A 15717-nucleotide genomic window follows, 5' to 3' on the forward strand; every position below is an offset into this window, starting at 1 on the left:
TGCGGATAAAGCTGCTTCTACGCTGCTTTCCTAGCAGCGCAAGATGGCAGGATTCATTCCGCTGGAATTTGCTTCGCTGCCTTGGCCGAAAGCCTGTCGGTCATTATTTGCTTGAAGGCGAGGAAAAGGTGGCGGAGCTCCGGTTCGCGCACTCGCATCGCCGCCTCATCGAACGAAACCCATTCGATGCGGCGCTCGCCTTTTTCCTTGAAGTTCTTCGCCATGTCGGTGACTTCGAGCGCATAGACCTGCACCTTGCAGATCACCTGCACCCCGTCGCGCAGCACCTTCGGATAAGTGTAGGCGCCGAGCGTCTCGGTTTCGACGACGCCGCGGACGCCCGCTTCCTCGAAGGCTTCCTGCATCGCGACCTCATGGGCGCATTTGCGCGCCATCGGCCATCCCTTGGGAATGACCCAGCGGCCGGTGTCGCGGCTCGTCATCAACAGCACCTCGACCTCGCCGCTCTTCTTCTTCACCCGATAGCAGAGCGCGCCGTATTGCTGTCGCGGCGGACGCCGGAACATCAGTTGCACATCGGAAGCCAGTCGGGCGAGAAGAGTCAATGGTCGGGTCACCTTCGCAGTCGTCGTTAGGAATCACTCATATACGTATATCACGGAAAGCTTACACAAACCAAAAGACGCAGGACGATTCGAAACGCGATTTGATCGCCGTTCATAGGGGAATCAAGTTGGGACAGGTTCGGAAAATCCGTCACGGCCTGTCTCGAACGCGCCATATTGCACAGCTGTACAATATGGCGTGATCTTGCCTTTCGTTCAATGGCGAGATCTAGTGATCCACTATTGATTTTGAGAATGTCGTCCCCATGCGTCTTCCACCGCTCAACGCTGTCCGCGCCTTCGAGGCCGTCTGCCGACACGGCAGCATTCTGAAGGCTGCCGAAGAGCTGAATGTGGTGCGCGGCGCCGTACGCCAGCAGATCGTCACGCTGGAGAATCATTTCGGCCGCAAGCTCTTCCTGCGTGACGGCCGCCGGCTGGTTCCGACCTTGCAGGCAAGCGCTTTTGCCGCCGCCGCGAGCGCGGCTTTCGACATTCTGCAGCGCGCCGCTTCGGAGTTCGAAGGCGTCGTGCCGGGCCGCATTCGGGTCGGGGTGCCCTCCGCCTTTGCAATCTGGTGGCTGATGCCGCGCGTGGCAGACATGCAAGCGAGCCTCGGCGATACCATCGACATCGTACCGATGACCATGGTCGAATCGCTGCAGATGCACCCCGAATTGGACGCTATGATCATGGGCGGCGAATACCGTCCAGCTGCGGGCATTGCCGCCCTGCGGTTCATGGAGGACGAATTCGGCCCGGTCGCGACGCCTTCGCTTGCCGCGACACTGTCGCGCGACCCGGCGGCGATGGGCACGCTGACGATGCTCGCCAGCCGCAGCGTGCCGAAGCTCTGGGACGAATGGTTCGCCGAAAGCGGCACGCCGCCGATCGTCTTTTCCCGCGCCCAAGAATTCGAAGATCTGCTGCTGGCACTGGGTGCTGCCCGCTCCGGCCTAGGCATCGCGCTTGCGCCACGCGCTTCGATCGAGGACGATCTTCAGCGCGGGCATCTGGTCGCGCCCTATGGCTTCATCTCCCGGCCATCGGGCTACAGCCTCTGCTGCCGCACGCCGGATGCGAAACGGCCGGCCTTTGCGGCCCTGTCCGGCTGGTTGCTACGTTGTGGGACACCGGCCTGACAGAATACGGCTGTTCGGTTCGCGCCGAAGGCTGCCCCTCACCCTAACCCTCTCCCCGTAAAAAACGGGGAGAGGGGACGTGCCCTGCGAGAGGTGAGCGGGGAACGGAGAGGGCGCGGCATGTCCCTTCGCCCCGTTTACGGGGAGAAGGTGGCGGCAGCCGGATGAGGGGCACCGGACACCGGCCTGAAAGGGCAGATTTTCTGCCCCTTCGCCAGAATTACTTCCATATTCGCAGCCCTGTTGTTCCGCTAAATCAGCACCAACACGCAAATAGGAAAGAGATGATGGAAAAGAGCGCAACCCGCATCGACTGGATCGGCAACGGCTGTCGGCTGCTCAAGGCGACGGCGGCCGAATTCGAGCGGACGCGTCCGTTCGAGGGCCTGTCGATCGGCACCGGCATCCATCTGGAGCCGAAGACGGTGGCGCTGCTGATGACGCTTCGCGCCGGCGGCGCGCGCCTCGTCTGCACCGGCAATCTCAACAGCACCCAGCCTTCGACCGTCGAGTTCCTACGTTCCCAAAGCATCACGGTTTTTGCCACGCAGACGACCGATCCTGCCGCTCATCATCAGAGCCTCGAAGCAGTGATCGCCGAAAAGCCGGATCTACTGCTCGACAATGGCGGCGATCTTTTCGCCATCGCGGCGGAAAAACCCTACGCCAATCTCCGCGGCGGCACCGAGGAAACCACCTCCGGCCGCACCCGGCTGCTGCCGCTGCGCGAGCGCCTGAACATGCCGATCCTCGTCATCAACGACAGCCCGATCAAGCAGTTCGCCGAAAACAGGCATGCCGTCGGCCAGAGCCTGTTCGAAAGCTACCTGCGCTTCACCAACCGCTCCACCAACGGCAAGCGCGTGACGGTCTTCGGCTACGGCGCCTGCGGCAAGGGCACGGCTGCCTGTTTCCGCAATGCCTTTTCCACCGTCAGCGTCGTCGATATCGATCCGGTGACGACGCTCGAGGCTCATCTCGACGGCTTCGTCACGCCGCTGCGCGACGCGGCGATCCGCTCGGCCGACATCATCGTCACCGTCACGGGTCTTGCCACTATCGTGACGGCGGCCGACCTGCCGCTCGTCAAGGATGGCGCGATCCTGATGAATGGCGGCCATTTCCCGCATGAGATCGATGTCGACGCCTTCCGCCGCCATCCCGATGTCACCGGCATCGACCGCTACGAGGCCGATAACATCGAGACCTTCCATCTCAGCAACGGCCGCTCCTTCCATGTGCTCGGCGGCGGCCACATGGCCAATCTCGCCGGCCCGCGGCCGCTCGGCAATACTGTCGAATCGATGGATCTCGGCTTCACCCTTCAGGCCCGCTGCTTGGAACGCATCGCCAAGGGCGAAGCCGACGCCCAATCCTGCATCGTGCCTGTGCCCTCCGATATCGATGCGATGGTGGCGGACGCTTACCTCGATCTGGCGCGCTGAAGCGGCGATTACAGCGCCGCGGTCTTTCAGACGCGCAAAGGAGCTGTAACACTTTGAAGTGGCGTCAACGCTCCCAGTAGGGGACAGGTCCATAAAGCTCTGCCAGATAGTCGATGAACAACCGCACCTTGGCCGGCAGGAACTGCCGGCTGGGATAGACGGCCGACAGCGCGACATTGTGTGAGCCTTCATAGGCCGGCAGCACCTGCACCAGGCGGCCACTCTTGAGCTCTTCGCCGATATCCCAGGTGGAGCGCAGCGCGATTCCGAGACCCGCGATGACAGCCTCGCGGATCACCTCGCTGGAATTGGTGATGAGCAAGCCTTCCGGCCTGAGACTCAGCGCCCCATCCGGCCCCTTCAGCCGCCAGGTGTCGTTATTGTGGGCCGGCAGGCAGCGATGGTGTTTCAGCTCGTCGATGTGCTTCGGCTCGCCATGCGCCGCAAGGTAATCCGGCGAAGCGCAGAGCAGCCGGCGCACCGGCGCCAGCCTTCGGGCAACGAGGCTCGAATCGGTGAGTTCGGCGATGCGGATCGCCAGATCGAAGCCGCCGCCGACAATGTCGCTGAATTCGTCGGTCAGCACCAGGTTGATCGCAAGCTCCGGATGCGCCTCCATGAAATCCTTCAGGTGCGGCGCGATATGCATGCGGCCGAAGGAGGTCGGGGCCGAGATCTTCAGCGTGCCGTGCATCTGCGCCGAGCGGCCGGAAATATAGAATTCCGCCTCCTCCAGCCCGGCGAGAATGCCGAGAACGCGGTCGTAGAAGCCCTGTCCGACTTCCGTCAGCGAGATCTGCCGCGTCGTGCGCTGCAGAAGCCGGGTGCCCAGTCGGTCCTCCAGCCGCTTGATCCGCTTGGAGACCACGGCCGGCGAAAAGCCGAGCGCCCGCCCGGCGAGCGACATGCTTCCGGTCGAAACGACCTTGGCAAAGATTTCGAGATCACCCAAATTGGTCATAAGGTTTTCGTGACTTTTTCCCCTTTTGGCATAAGTGCTTAGCATTTGCGCCACTTTCGGGAAAGTGCTAAGCCGATCTATCGGCGGGAGGGAGGTTTGCAGCCGGTTTCCGCTGTCATCTTCCCGCTGTCATTCCCCGTCGTCAGGGCCAGGGAGAACGCCATGTCCGACGCCATTTCGTTTATCGAGCCGCGCGCTGACGTGCTGGCGCGCCGCGCCCAGATCGTCGCCGATCTGACCGATCTTCTGCCGCCGGAATGCCTGGTGCATGAGGCGCGCGAGCTGGTGCCGTTCGAGACCGACGCTTTCGTGTCCTACCGCCGCCTGCCGCTCGCCGTCGCCCTGCCGCGCACCACGGCCGAGGTTTCCGCCGTCATGCGTTATTGCAATCGCTACGGCATTCCCGTCGTGCCGCGCGGCGCCGGCACCTCGCTCTCCGGCGGCGCCATTCCGCAGGAGGATGCCGTCGTGCTTGGCCTGTCGAAGATGAGCAGCATCCTCGAAATCGATCTGCCGAACCGCGTCGCCGTGGTCCAGGCCGGCGTCACCAATCTCAATATTTCCGAATCCGTCTCCGCGGACGGCTTTTTTTATGCGCCCGATCCGAGTTCCCAGCTCGCCTGCACCATCGGCGGCAATATCGGCATGAATTCCGGCGGCGCCCATTGCCTGAAATACGGCGTCACCACCAATAATCTACTCGGCGTCAGGATGGTGCTGGTCGACGGCACGGTGATTGAGCTTGGCGGCAAGGCGCTGGATGCGGCAGGCTACGACCTGCTCGGCCTCGTCTGCGGCCATGAAGGCCAGCTCGGCATCGTTACCGAGGCGACGGTGCGCTTGATCGCCAAGCCGGAAGGCGCGCGCCCGGTGCTCTTCGGCTTCGAAAGCTCGGAGGAGGCCGGCGCCTGCGTTGCCGATGTCATCGCTGCCGGCATCATCCCGGTCGCGATCGAATTCATGGACAAGCCGGCAATCGAGATCTGCGAGGCCTTCGCCCATGCCGGATATCCGCTCGATGTTGGTGCGCTGCTGATTGTCGAGGTCGAGGGATCGGAAGCGGAGATGGATGCCGCGCTGAAGGACATCGTCGAGATCGCCCGCCGGCACGCTGTCAAGACCGTGCGCGAATGCCAGTCGGCGACCGAGGCGGCATTGATCTGGAAGGGCCGAAAATCCGCCTTCGGCGCCACCGGCCGCATCGCCGACTATATCTGCATGGATGGCACCGTGCCGCTCAGCCAGCTCTCCTACGTGCTGAAGCGGACCGCCGAGATCGTCGATCACTACGGCCTGCGCGTCGCCAACGTCTTCCATGCCGGCGACGGCAATATGCATCCGCTGATTCTCTTCAACGCCAATGATCCGGAGGATGCCGCCCGCGCCGAGGCGGCCGGCAACGATATCCTGAGGCTCTGTGTCGATGCCGGCGGCTGCCTCACCGGCGAACATGGCGTCGGTATCGAGAAGCGCGACCTGATGCGGCACCAATATTCCGAGGTGGATCTCGCCCAGCAAATGGGGGCGCGTGCTGCCTTCGATCCCGGCTGGATCCTCAATCCGTCGAAGGTCTTCCCGCTCGAAGGGCGTCCCGCCGCATGATCGATCTGATGCCGAAGACCGAGGAAGAGGCATCAGTGATCGTCCGCGCCCATGCGGAAGCCGGCCGGCCACTCGCAATCTGCGGCGGCGATAGCCGCTCGGGCTTCGGCAATGCAATTGCCGCCGAAGACCGGCTGCGCTCGAACGAAATCTCCGGCATCGTCGCCTACAACCCCGGCGAAATGGTCATGACCGTCCGATCCGGCACGCCGCTTGCCGAGGTCGAGGCCGCCCTATCGGAGAGTGGCCAGATGCTCGCCTTCGAGCCGATGGATCATCGCCCTGTGATGGGGACGTCGGGCGAGCCGACCATCGGCGGCGTCTTCGCCGCCAATGTCTCCGGCCCGCGCCGGCTGATCGCAGGTGCCGCCCGCGACAGCCTGCTCGGCGTGCGCTTCGTCAATGGCAGGGGCGAGATCATCAAGGCCGGTGGTCGGGTGATGAAGAATGTCACCGGCCTCGACCTCGCCAAGCTGATTGCCGGCTCGCACGGCACGTTGGGTTTCCTCACCGAAGTCACCTTCCGTGTGCCGCCGCGCCCGAAGACGGAGCGGACGGTGGTGCTATCAGGTCTGAACGACGCCGAGGCGGCAAACGCCATGGCGGCGGCGATGGCCCTGCCGGTGGAAGTCTCAGGCGCCGCCCACCTGCCGCTGACGGTGACGTGGAAATTCCTCGCCGGCACATTGCCCGAGGGTGAGGCGACGGTTCTGCGCATCGAAGGCTTGGCCGGCTCGGTCGACGTGCGCGTCGAAAAGCTCGTGGCGGCCATGTCGGCCTTCGCCACGGTCACGCGGCTGGAACAGCCGGAAAGCTCCAGGCTCTGGCAGGAAATCCGCGACGTGCTGCCCTATGCCGATGACACCGCACGACCGGTCTGGCGCGTCTCGGTCGCCCCCGGCACCGGCCATCAGCTGGTCGCAGCCCTTCGCCTCGAGGCCGGCATCGACGCCTTCTACGACTGGCAGGGCGGCCTCGTCTGGATGCGCATGGAGGCCGGCCCCGAAGCCGAACTGGTCCGCCGCTACATCAAGGCGCTCGGCGGCGGCCACGCGACGCTGATCCGTGCATCGGGTGAGGCGAGGGCGGTTACATCAGCCTTCCACCCGGAGCCCGAGGCGGTGGCGATGTTGTCTCGGCGGGTGAAGGAAAAATTCGATCCGGCCGGCATATTCAATCCGGGGAAGATGGGGTGAGGAACAAGATGGGTCTGCGTCTGAGATACCCCCCTCTGTCCTGCCGGACATCTCCCCCACAAGGGGGGAGATTGGCTGGGGGCTATGACTTCGCCAAACAATTCGGGCAGTGCGACTCCGACACAGCAGATAGGAAGCGATGGTCCATGTTGATCTCCCCCCTTGTGGGGGAGATGTCCGGCAGGACAGAGGGGGGTATTCCAGACACAACCCCCGACATCCTCCCAAAGCGGAGGCTCCGCTAGATGCAAACCAATTTTACCGCGACCCAGCTCCTCGACCCCGACGTCGCCGAATCCGAGCAGATCCTGCGCAAATGTGTCCATTGCGGCTTCTGCACCGCCACCTGTCCCACCTATGTGACGCTCGGCAACGAGCTCGACAGCCCGCGCGGCCGCATCTACCTGATCAAGGACATGCTGGAAAACGGCCGGCCAGCCGATGCCGAAGTGGTCACCCATATCGACCGCTGTCTCTCCTGCCTTGCCTGCGTCACCACTTGTCCCTCCGGCGTCGATTACATGCATCTGGTCGACCATGCCCGCGCCCATATCGAAAAGACCTATAAACGCCCCTTCATGAATAGGCTGACGCGCGCCATCCTTGCCGCCGTGCTGCCCTATCCCGGCCGTTTCCGCCTGGCGCTCAATCTCGCCCGCCTCGGGCGGCCCTTCGCCGGCCTGATGCGGGGGCGCGCGCTGAAACCCTTTGCCGCCATGCTGGCGCTTGCGCCGCGCCGCATCCCCGCCGCTTCGGATTTTGCAAAGCCCGGCACGTATCGGCCCGAGACGGAACGGCGCGGCCGGGTGGCGATCCTTTCCGGCTGCGCCCAGCCGGTGCTTGATCCCGGCATCAACGCGGCGGCGATCCGCTTGCTGACGCGGTTTGGCGTCGAGGTGGTGATGCCGGAAGGCGAGGTCTGCTGCGGCTCGCTGGTCCATCACATGGGCCGCGCCGAACAAGCGCTCGAAAGCGCGCGTGCCAATGTCGATATCTGGACGCGCGAGATCGACGGGCAGGGCCTCGACGCGATCATCATCACCGCTTCGGGCTGCGGCACGACGATCAAGGATTACGGCCATATGCTGCGCCTCGATCCCGCCTATGCCGCAAAGGCGGCCAGGGTCTCGGCGCTGGCCAAGGACGTCACCGAATATCTGGCAACCCTCGACCTGCCGGCGCATATGCCGAAAGGCATCACCGTCGCCTATCATTCCGCCTGTTCCATGCAGCACGGCCAGCGCATCACGCTCGCGCCGAAGCAATTGCTGAAAGCGGCGGGCTTTACGGTGCGCGATCCGGCGGAAGGCCATCTCTGCTGCGGCTCCGCCGGCACCTACAACATCATGCAGCCGGAGATCTCGGCTGCGCTGAAGGCGCGCAAGGTCAAGAACATCGAGGCCACCAAGGCCGATATCATCGCCACCGGCAATATCGGCTGCATCACCCAGATCGCCACCGGCACCGGCATGCCGATCCTGCATACGGTCGAGCTTCTCGATTGGGCCTATGGCGGCGCTGTGCCGGAAAAATTAACAGGTTTGCCGTTAGGCTGAGCCTTATTAGAGCGCCGCGCATCTTTCGAGAGCCGCAAAGGACGCTGTCTCGGGAGGTTGGGCAATGTGGCGTGGAATGATCGTATTTGCGGGACTGCTCGGTGCGGCAGGTACTGCCCATGCCGACAGTCGTTTTTTCTGTTCCGCCGATGACAAGGAAGCACGCTTCACGCTGGAAAGCGGTTTCGAAAGCGCTGCCGGCCACAAGCTCAATCATTTCCGCGGCGCGCTGATCGTCAAGGATCCGGCTCAGGAGGCGGTGTTCGGAAAGCGTGTTTTCGAATCGCAGCACCTGACCAACCATTGGTCGCGTGACGGTGAACTGTTCATGGAAGTCTTCGACGGAGGCGAAGATGACACCGGCGGCGCAACGCTGGATCTGGTGGTCGTTGCCGGCGAACGCGGCAAGCCGGCAGCAAATTTCAGCGGCAGCTATTCCCTGACGATCGAAGGCGGTGAAAAACCCTATGCCGTCGAGGGCAAGGTCAGCTGCGGCACCAAATAGCACCGCAGCTGAAATTTGTTACCAGTGGAACGATACGCCGACGTTGACGGCATTCGTGAAGATGTTGGTCTTCAGGTCCACGCCGCTGTCGATCGGAACATCGATGCGCGAATAGGTTCCCTTGTACTCGACGAAGGTCGACCAGCGTTCGGTCACCTTGAAGTCGACGCCGGCCTGGGCCTGCAGCGTCACGCCGCCGAATTCATAGGCCCAGGTCTTGCCCTCAGGGCGAATCACTTCGACATGCGGAATGTTCACGCCGATACCGGCGCCGAGATAGGGCGTCCAGCGGCGGGTCGGATCCTGGAAGCGATAGAGACCGTTCACCGTGATCAGGTTCAGGCCGTCGGTGAATTCGAAATGCGACCAGCCGGCCTTGGCGAGCGTATCGTCGTCGGCATAGACCTTGTCATGGGTAAAATCGAGCGAGATACCCCAGTTCGGCTTGTTGAAGTCCTCGAGCCACCAGGTGACGCGGGCACCGTAATAGGGCGGGCTGCCGAAGGATTTGCCTTCCCATCCGGCGGTGAAACTTGTGCCGTCGGAAAGATCGACGCCGCTGTGCGGCGCGGTCTGGTAGCCGCCGTAGATGGAGAATTGCAGGTCTTCCGCCGAGGCGGAAACTGCCGAACAGATGGTCAAAAAAGCGATGCCCGCAAGCAAGGAAGCTGAGGAACGCAGCGCAAATGTCATTGAATAGCCCCGATATAAATATGTCGACTCTTAGGCAGATTTGCCAGCTTTCGGCCGCAAAGTCTAAGCAAAACAAAAGGCGCGTCAAATTGCGCCTTTCGTTTTTTGGCAAGTGTTGCTCAGCCGCCGAACATCGTGCGCAGCACGTCGATGCCCCTATCCTCGAACGCCACCTTGCCCTGCCTGTTGCCGGGACCGATGACGATCACCTTGGTGCCGACGGAGGCGCGATCGTAAAGATGCATGACGTCGGCGTTCATCATGCGGATGCAGCCGGAAGACATGTTGAGGCCGATCGTCCAGGGCTGGTTGGTGCCGTGGATGCGGAAGATCGTGTCGCGGCCGCCCTGGTAGAGATACATGGCGCGGGCGCCGAGCGGATTGTCCTCACCGCCTTCCTGGAAGGCAGGAATGATATGGCCCTTGGCGGCCTCGCGGCGGCGCATCTCGGCCGGCGGCGTCCAGCTCGGCCATTCGGCCTTGCGGCCGATCTTGACGACCCCCGACCAGCCGAAGCCGTCGCGGCCGACGCCGATGCCGTAGCGGGTGGCGCGATTGTTGCCTTCGACGAGGTAGAGATACTTGTTGTTGGTATCGATGATGACGGTGCCGGCGGCCTCCGTCGTCACCAGGCGCACTTTCTTGCGCTTGAACTGCGGCTTCACATATTTCGGCATCTGCGCCACGCGCACGATCTGCGCCGGGCGCCGTGCATTGTCGGAAGCGGAGCCGGCGGGTGCAGCAAAGGCGGATGTGGACATCAAGGACAGGACAAGTCCGGCAGCAGCCAGACCCGACATTAGTTTGATCATGATCGATTCCCCTCAAGCAAATCCGCTCGAAGCTACATGAACTTCTGCCCGATTCAAGATCGGTGTGGCCGGATAGAGCATTTTTAGAGAAGGGAGCCGCTTGTTCTTGCGGCTCCCAGAATATTAGGTGTGCCGTTACATGACGATGACGCGGGTCCCCACATTGACGCGGTCGTAGAGGTCGACGACGTCTTCGTTGCGCAAGCGGATACAACCGGAAGAAACGGCGCTGCCGATCGACCAGGGCGCGTTGGTGCCGTGGATGCGGTAAAGCGTCGAGCCGAGATACATGGCGCGCGCGCCGAGCGGGTTTTCCGCCCCGCCGTCCATGCGCGCCGGCAGATAATGGCCCTTGGCGGCTTCGCGGCGGACCATCTCGGAAGGCGGCGTCCAATCCGGCCATTCGGTCTTGCGGGTGATCTTGTGGGCGCCTGCCCATTCGAAGCCCGGCTTGCCGACGCCGACGCCGTAGCGCCGCGCCTTGCCGCCTTGCATGACCAGATAAAGGAAGCGGCTGTTGGTATCGATGACGATCGTGCCGGGCTTTTCCGTGGTGTCGTAATCGACCATCTGCGGCAGGTATTGCGGTTCGATCGGACGGCGGATCGACGGGATGCCGGGATTGATTACCGAAACGGTCTGTGGTGCCGCCTGCGGCGCCTGGCGCAGGACGCGGCGCTGGAAAATGCCGCGCTGCGGCTGCCGGACGACCGTCCGCTGATAGACGACGGGACGAACCCTGCCGCCGAGCTGGTTGATCCACGGTGCGGTTAGATCAGGGCTGAGCACGACGGGCGGGCGGGTGGCGTAGCGGTCGTCTGCAATGGCGGCCGTGGAGAAAATGCCGAAGAGGGCTGCGGCAAGAACAAGCTGTTTCATCATCGGACGAACTCTCTACAAATGACCGAAAATGCGGCTGGCGGGACAGATCCGCCCGGGCGGAGATGTTCCGCCCGGGAAAGACGCTGCCACCCTATCCGCCAGCGAATGGTAAAGATCGATTCATGAAAAGCTGACCGGCCGGATAAACTTTTCGTCAGGGTTACCGTTCGGTTTGGAAAGACGGTTTGCAAATGGTAAAGCCGGAATCATGAGCAGAGAACGAAGCGGACCGCCGCAGAATGAAGGATCATGAGCGCGACTGGCATCATCGTCGGCGAGGATGGCAGGAGCCGCTGCCACTGGCACGCCAATCTGCCCGATTATCTCCGGTATCATGACGAGGAATGGGGCCGCCCGGTCACCAATGACATCCGCCTTTTCGAGAAGATCTGCCTCGAAGGCTTCCAGTCCGGTCTTTCCTGGCTGACCATTCTGCGCAAACGCGAGAATTTCCGCGCCGCCTTTTCGGGTTTCGATTTCGAAAAGGTCGCCCTCTTCGGTGAAGCGGATGTCGCTCGCTGTCTTGCCGATGCCGGCATCATCCGCCATCGCGGCAAGATCGTCTCGACCATCAACAATGCCAAACGCGCAATCGAGCTTAGGGACGAATTCGGCTCGCTCGCCCATTATTTCTGGCGCTACGAACCCGGCCATAACGAGCGTCCGGCTGTGGTCGACCGCGAGCATCTCGTCGCCAATCCGACGACCCCGACATCGGTGGTCATTTCGAAGGATCTGAAGAAACGCGGCTGGACCTTTGTCGGCCCCACCACAGTTTATGCTTTCATGCAGGCGATGGGTCTCGTCAACGATCATCTGGAAGGCTGCTTCTGCCGGCCCGAGGTCGAGGCGATGCGCACCGCTCTGGTTCGCCCATGAAAGATCATTCCGTGAGAACACTGATCACTGCTGCTGCCCTGTTTCTCCTGACGGTCTCCGCCATGGCGCAGACGCCGCAGCTCGATCCCGGCGAGAAGCTGGAGAAGCTGCAATTCCCGGCCGTCACCATGCAGTTGAAGGGCTGGACGAAGTTCGGCAATGGCCATGTCTATACGCTGCCGGTGCGCGCCGGCCAGCATCTGAAGATCAGTTTTTCCACCAAGAGCAAATTTGCCTTCCTGGCGATTTTCGACCTGTCCAAACCTGATGATGAGGCCTTCTTCGGCACCGACGAGGACGGCATGAGCTTCGAGACGACGATCAAGGAAAACGCCACCTGGCTGCTGCGTCCCTATTATTCCAAGGTCTCGCCGCGCCGCGGCCTCGGCGCGCCCTTCAGCATCCTGATCGAGCCGCTGGCGGCTGCTCCGCAGCAGGCGAAACCGCCGGCCGAGCCGGAGCGCCCATCGCTCTTCCCGAAGGCCCCGCCGAAGCCGCAATGAGGCAGAGGGTGCGCCCGGCTTAGCCGAGCCGGTCGATCAGGTCGCGCAATTCGCCGAGGTGGTCGATCTTGCGGAAACGCGGCGCCTCTTTCGGCTCGTCCACATGTTCCAGCACCCAGGTCAGTTCGTGCGGCACGAAGACGCCATAGCTGCCGGCGGCGATTGCCGGCACGATATCCGATTTCAGCGAATTGCCGACCATCATCGCCCGTTCCGGCCCGTCGCCGAGCTTGGCGAAAATGCGGCGATAGGTGACGGCCGTCTTGTCGGAGACGATCTCGACGGCATCGAAGAAGTCGCCGAGCCCGGATTGGGCAAGCTTGCGCTCCTGGTCGAAGAGATCGCCCTTGGTGATCATGACAAGCAGATATTTGCCGGCGAGCGCCTCGAGCGTGTCGCGCGCATGCGGCAGGGTCTCGACCGGATGGTTGAGGAGGTCGCGGCCGGTGTCGAGGATCTTGGCGATTACGCTGGCCGGCACCTTACCCTCGGTAATCTCGATCGCCGTTTCGATCATCGACAGCGTAAAGCCCTTGATGCCGAAGCCATAGTGGCGAAGGTTGCGTTTCTCGGCCTCCAGCAGCCGCTCGGAAATCTTCGGGCCTTCGGCGAAGTCCGCAAGAAGCTGGGTAAAATGGGCTTCCGTCAGTCGGTAATATTGTTCGTTCTGCCAAAGCGTGTCGTCGGCATCGAAGCCGATCGTCGTCAGTGCTCGCGTCGTCACATGCGCACCTCTTGAATTATGGCCGGTAATCTATCGGCCGCCTGTGTCGAGACAAGGGCGTCCACTTCCGATGCGACAAGGCTTAGCGTTGAAAAGCGCCGCCGTCGCACTACATCGAATTGGCCTCACCCAGCAGCCCAGCCCACGGCTGTGCCTGTCGCGCGCAGGCCAATAATCAAAAAATGAAGTTCTTGAGTTCGCAAGCCCTCTTGCGGCAGACACAAAGGAATTTTTCCACCATGCGTTACAATCAACTCGGAAATACGGGACTTTTCGTCTCGGAAATCTGCCTCGGCACCATGACCTTCGGTGAAGCCAAGCAAGGCAGCGCCTGGGGTGCCATCGCCGATGTCGACCAGAATGCCGCCGACCGGATCGTCGAACGCTCGCTTGCATCCGGCGTCAATTTCATCGACACGGCCGACGTCTATTCATTCGGCGAGTCCGAAAGGCTGCTCGGCCAGGCGCTGAAGAACCTCGACATCCCACGCAAGGACGTCGTCATCGCAACCAAGGTCTACGGCGTCATGGGTGACAAGCCGAATGACCGCGGCGCCTCGCGCGGTCACATCATGGATTCGGTCGAGGCGAGCCTCAAGCGCCTGCAGATCGATCATATCGACCTCTATCAGATCCACGGGACCGATACGGTGACGCCGATCGAGGAGACGCTGCGCGCCTTCGACGATCTCGTTTCCCGCGGTCTCGTGCGCTATATCGGCGTCTCCAACTGGCAGGCCTGGCGCATTTCCAAGGCGCTCGGCCTCTCCGAACGTCGCGGCTTTGCCCGTTTCGAAACCGTGCAGGCCTATTACTCCATCGCCGGCCGCGATCTCGAACGCGACATCGTGCCGATGATGCAGGAGGAAAAGCTCGGCCTGATGGTCTGGTCGCCGCTCGCCGGCGGTCTGCTCTCCGGTAAATATGGTCCCGGCGCACCCGGCAACGGCGAAGGCCGCCGCGCCAGTTTCGATTTCCCGCCCGTCGACAAAGACAAGGCCTGGGCCTGCGTCGCCGTCATGCGCGAAGTCGCCGAAAAGCACGGCGTCAGCGTCGCCACCGTGGCGCTCGCCTATATCCTCGCCAAGCCTTTCGTCACCACAGTCATCATCGGCGCGAAGCGTGTCGACCAGCTCGACCAGAACCTTGCCGCCGTCAAGCTGAAGCTCGATGAAGACGATATCAAGAAGCTCGACGAGGTAAGCGCGCTTGCGCCCGAATATCCGGGCTGGATGCTGGCGCGACAGGGCGCCGGGCGCCGGCCGGCCGATTTCGAGCCGAAGGACTGACCTCGCCAATATAAGTCTTGGGAACGCCGGACATCCGGCGTTCCCCTTTTCATCAACGATTGATTATTTGCCGTGGGCTTTGAGCCAGGCGTTCATCTCGGCTCGCGGTGAATGCCGGCTGCAACCAAATACTGCCGGCGGTCACATCCTGATCACCAGCCGGCAATAACCTTGTGCTCGATCCTATAATCCTTGCTTTCTTCGCCAAGCGGCGCGACCGGCCATGTCCAAGTTGCTTTTGCCGGCGGCGGCAAAACGCCATGCAGCAGGTCGGCCTCCTCATGCGTCTTGCCGTTGCGGTCGATGACGGCATAGGCGATGTCGGTTAGCAGGCAGCTGCGGCAGGGAAGCCCCGACAGTCCGGTCAGATGTGCCGCGATCAGCCTTTCCACCGTGTCTTCAGGCATTCGCCCGGCCTCGGCCTCATGGCGCCGTTTCACGCCGCGGCCGATCTGCGACAACAGGTTGGCCGATACCACGAAATCGAGATAGGGCACGGCGCGCAGGAAGTCGAGCGGTTCGGGCTCGCGGCCGGCGGCGAGGTCGTCGTAGCCGGAAAGATCGCGCTCGATCAGCCGGACATTGCGATAGAACTTGGCCGACAGCCACAGGCGCACCGAGGCGAGATGAACGAGATCGACCAGAACGACGGTGTCGAAATCGCGTGCCAGCGCTTCGATCGGCACATCGCGCAACAGGCCGGAGCCGAGGACGACGGCGGTCCGCTTCTGCCTGAGGTCGGCCGCTGCCGCCAGGATCGCCTTCCGGCTCATCTCCTCATGTTCGGCCCAATCCGCCGCGCAGCGCCCGGCCCGCGACCAGAGATTGACGGAATAGCGGATGAACTTTCGATGCGGCTTGCCGGTCAGCGGCAAGGTCGCGGCATAGAGAAGCGCCTCAGTGATCATGAACATATCCGCATTTCTGATGGATGCCTCTTCGTTCAATCGATTCTGGTCTAG

Annotated in this window: 16 protein-coding genes; 9 read left to right on the forward strand and 7 right to left on the reverse strand. The window is 62.4% G+C overall.

The window, feature by feature from the left end:
- Positions 1–53 precede the first annotated feature (53 nt).
- A complete protein-coding gene (locus V8P77_RS32920) occupies positions 54–566 on the reverse strand; it encodes an NUDIX hydrolase (RefSeq protein ID WP_335916507.1) in 513 nt (170 codons plus the stop codon).
- 266 nt (positions 567–832) lie between these two features.
- On the opposite strand from V8P77_RS32920, the gene V8P77_RS32925 reads away from it, so the two are divergent.
- Together V8P77_RS32925 and V8P77_RS32930 are read left to right on the forward strand one after the other, a co-directional pair.
- Entirely contained in the window at positions 833–1708 is an 876-nt protein-coding gene (locus tag V8P77_RS32925; RefSeq protein WP_335916508.1) for a LysR substrate-binding domain-containing protein, read from the forward strand.
- A 287-nt stretch (positions 1709–1995) separates the two neighbouring features.
- Complete coding sequence (locus V8P77_RS32930) at positions 1996–3153, forward strand: adenosylhomocysteinase (RefSeq protein WP_335916509.1); 1158 nt, start codon at positions 1996–1998, stop codon at positions 3151–3153.
- Between the two features lie 64 nt (positions 3154–3217).
- On the opposite strand, the gene V8P77_RS32935 is transcribed toward V8P77_RS32930, so the two are convergent.
- A complete protein-coding gene (locus V8P77_RS32935) occupies positions 3218–4114 on the reverse strand; it encodes a LysR family transcriptional regulator (protein WP_335916510.1) in 897 nt (298 codons plus the stop codon).
- 162 nt (positions 4115–4276) lie between these two features.
- Between V8P77_RS32935 and V8P77_RS32940 the strand changes: the two genes are divergently transcribed.
- The 4 genes from V8P77_RS32940 to V8P77_RS32955 all read left to right on the forward strand — a co-directional run bounded on the left by V8P77_RS32940 (position 4277) and on the right by V8P77_RS32955 (position 8973).
- Positions 4277–5716 carry an FAD-linked oxidase C-terminal domain-containing protein gene (locus V8P77_RS32940; protein WP_335916511.1) on the forward strand — a complete coding sequence of 480 codons (1440 nt, stop codon included), beginning with the start codon at positions 4277–4279 and terminating at the stop codon, positions 5714–5716.
- Positions 5713–6912 carry a glycolate oxidase subunit GlcE gene (glcE, locus tag V8P77_RS32945; protein WP_335916512.1) on the forward strand — a complete coding sequence of 400 codons (1200 nt, stop codon included), beginning with the start codon at positions 5713–5715 and terminating at the stop codon, positions 6910–6912. The genes V8P77_RS32940 and glcE overlap by 4 nt, the downstream gene beginning before the upstream one ends.
- Before the next feature lie 245 nt (positions 6913–7157).
- On the forward strand, positions 7158–8468 hold the full coding sequence (glcF, locus tag V8P77_RS32950) for a glycolate oxidase subunit GlcF (protein WP_335916513.1): 1311 nt from the start codon (positions 7158–7160) through the stop codon (positions 8466–8468).
- Positions 8469–8532: 64 nt separating this feature from the next.
- On the forward strand, positions 8533–8973 hold the full coding sequence (locus V8P77_RS32955; protein ID WP_335916514.1) for a hypothetical protein: 441 nt from the start codon (positions 8533–8535) through the stop codon (positions 8971–8973).
- Between the two features lie 18 nt (positions 8974–8991).
- Here the strand turns inward: V8P77_RS32955 and V8P77_RS32960 are convergent, their stop codons facing one another.
- The 3 genes from V8P77_RS32960 to V8P77_RS32970 form a co-directional block, all read right to left on the reverse strand.
- The gene (locus V8P77_RS32960; RefSeq protein ID WP_335916515.1) at positions 8992–9666 is read right to left on the reverse strand and encodes an outer membrane protein; all 675 of its coding nucleotides are present in this window, start codon (positions 9664–9666) and stop codon (positions 8992–8994) included.
- Between the two features lie 119 nt (positions 9667–9785).
- Positions 9786–10478: a L,D-transpeptidase gene (locus V8P77_RS32965; RefSeq protein WP_017959135.1), complete on the reverse strand. Its 693-nt coding sequence runs from the start codon at positions 10476–10478 to the stop codon at positions 9786–9788.
- Between the two features lie 135 nt (positions 10479–10613).
- On the reverse strand, positions 10614–11360 hold the full coding sequence (locus V8P77_RS32970) for a L,D-transpeptidase (RefSeq protein WP_335916516.1): 747 nt from the start codon (positions 11358–11360) through the stop codon (positions 10614–10616).
- A 249-nt stretch (positions 11361–11609) separates the two neighbouring features.
- On the opposite strand from V8P77_RS32970, the gene V8P77_RS32975 reads away from it, so the two are divergent.
- Both V8P77_RS32975 and V8P77_RS32980 read left to right on the forward strand, forming a co-directional pair.
- Positions 11610–12239, forward strand: a complete 630-nt coding sequence (locus tag V8P77_RS32975) for a DNA-3-methyladenine glycosylase I (RefSeq protein ID WP_335916517.1) — start codon at positions 11610–11612, stop codon at positions 12237–12239.
- The gene (locus tag V8P77_RS32980) at positions 12236–12742 is read left to right on the forward strand and encodes a hypothetical protein (protein WP_335916519.1); all 507 of its coding nucleotides are present in this window, start codon (positions 12236–12238) and stop codon (positions 12740–12742) included. Before V8P77_RS32975 ends, V8P77_RS32980 begins: the two co-directional genes overlap by 4 nt.
- A gap of 19 nt (positions 12743–12761) precedes the next feature.
- Here V8P77_RS32980 and V8P77_RS32985 read toward each other — a convergent pair whose 3' ends face one another.
- Complete coding sequence (locus tag V8P77_RS32985; RefSeq protein WP_335916520.1) at positions 12762–13466, reverse strand: HAD family hydrolase; 705 nt, start codon at positions 13464–13466, stop codon at positions 12762–12764.
- A gap of 239 nt (positions 13467–13705) precedes the next feature.
- Between V8P77_RS32985 and V8P77_RS32990 the strand changes: the two genes are divergently transcribed.
- Entirely contained in the window at positions 13706–14755 is a 1050-nt protein-coding gene (locus tag V8P77_RS32990) for an aldo/keto reductase (protein WP_335916521.1), read from the forward strand.
- 152 nt (positions 14756–14907) lie between these two features.
- On the opposite strand, the gene V8P77_RS32995 is transcribed toward V8P77_RS32990, so the two are convergent.
- Positions 14908–15669, reverse strand: a complete 762-nt coding sequence (locus V8P77_RS32995; RefSeq protein WP_373694627.1) for a hypothetical protein — start codon at positions 15667–15669, stop codon at positions 14908–14910.
- Between the last annotated feature and the right edge of the window lie 48 nt (positions 15670–15717).

The organism is Rhizobium aouanii, assembly GCF_037002925.1.
Taxonomy (GTDB): domain Bacteria; phylum Pseudomonadota; class Alphaproteobacteria; order Rhizobiales; family Rhizobiaceae; genus Rhizobium; species Rhizobium aouanii.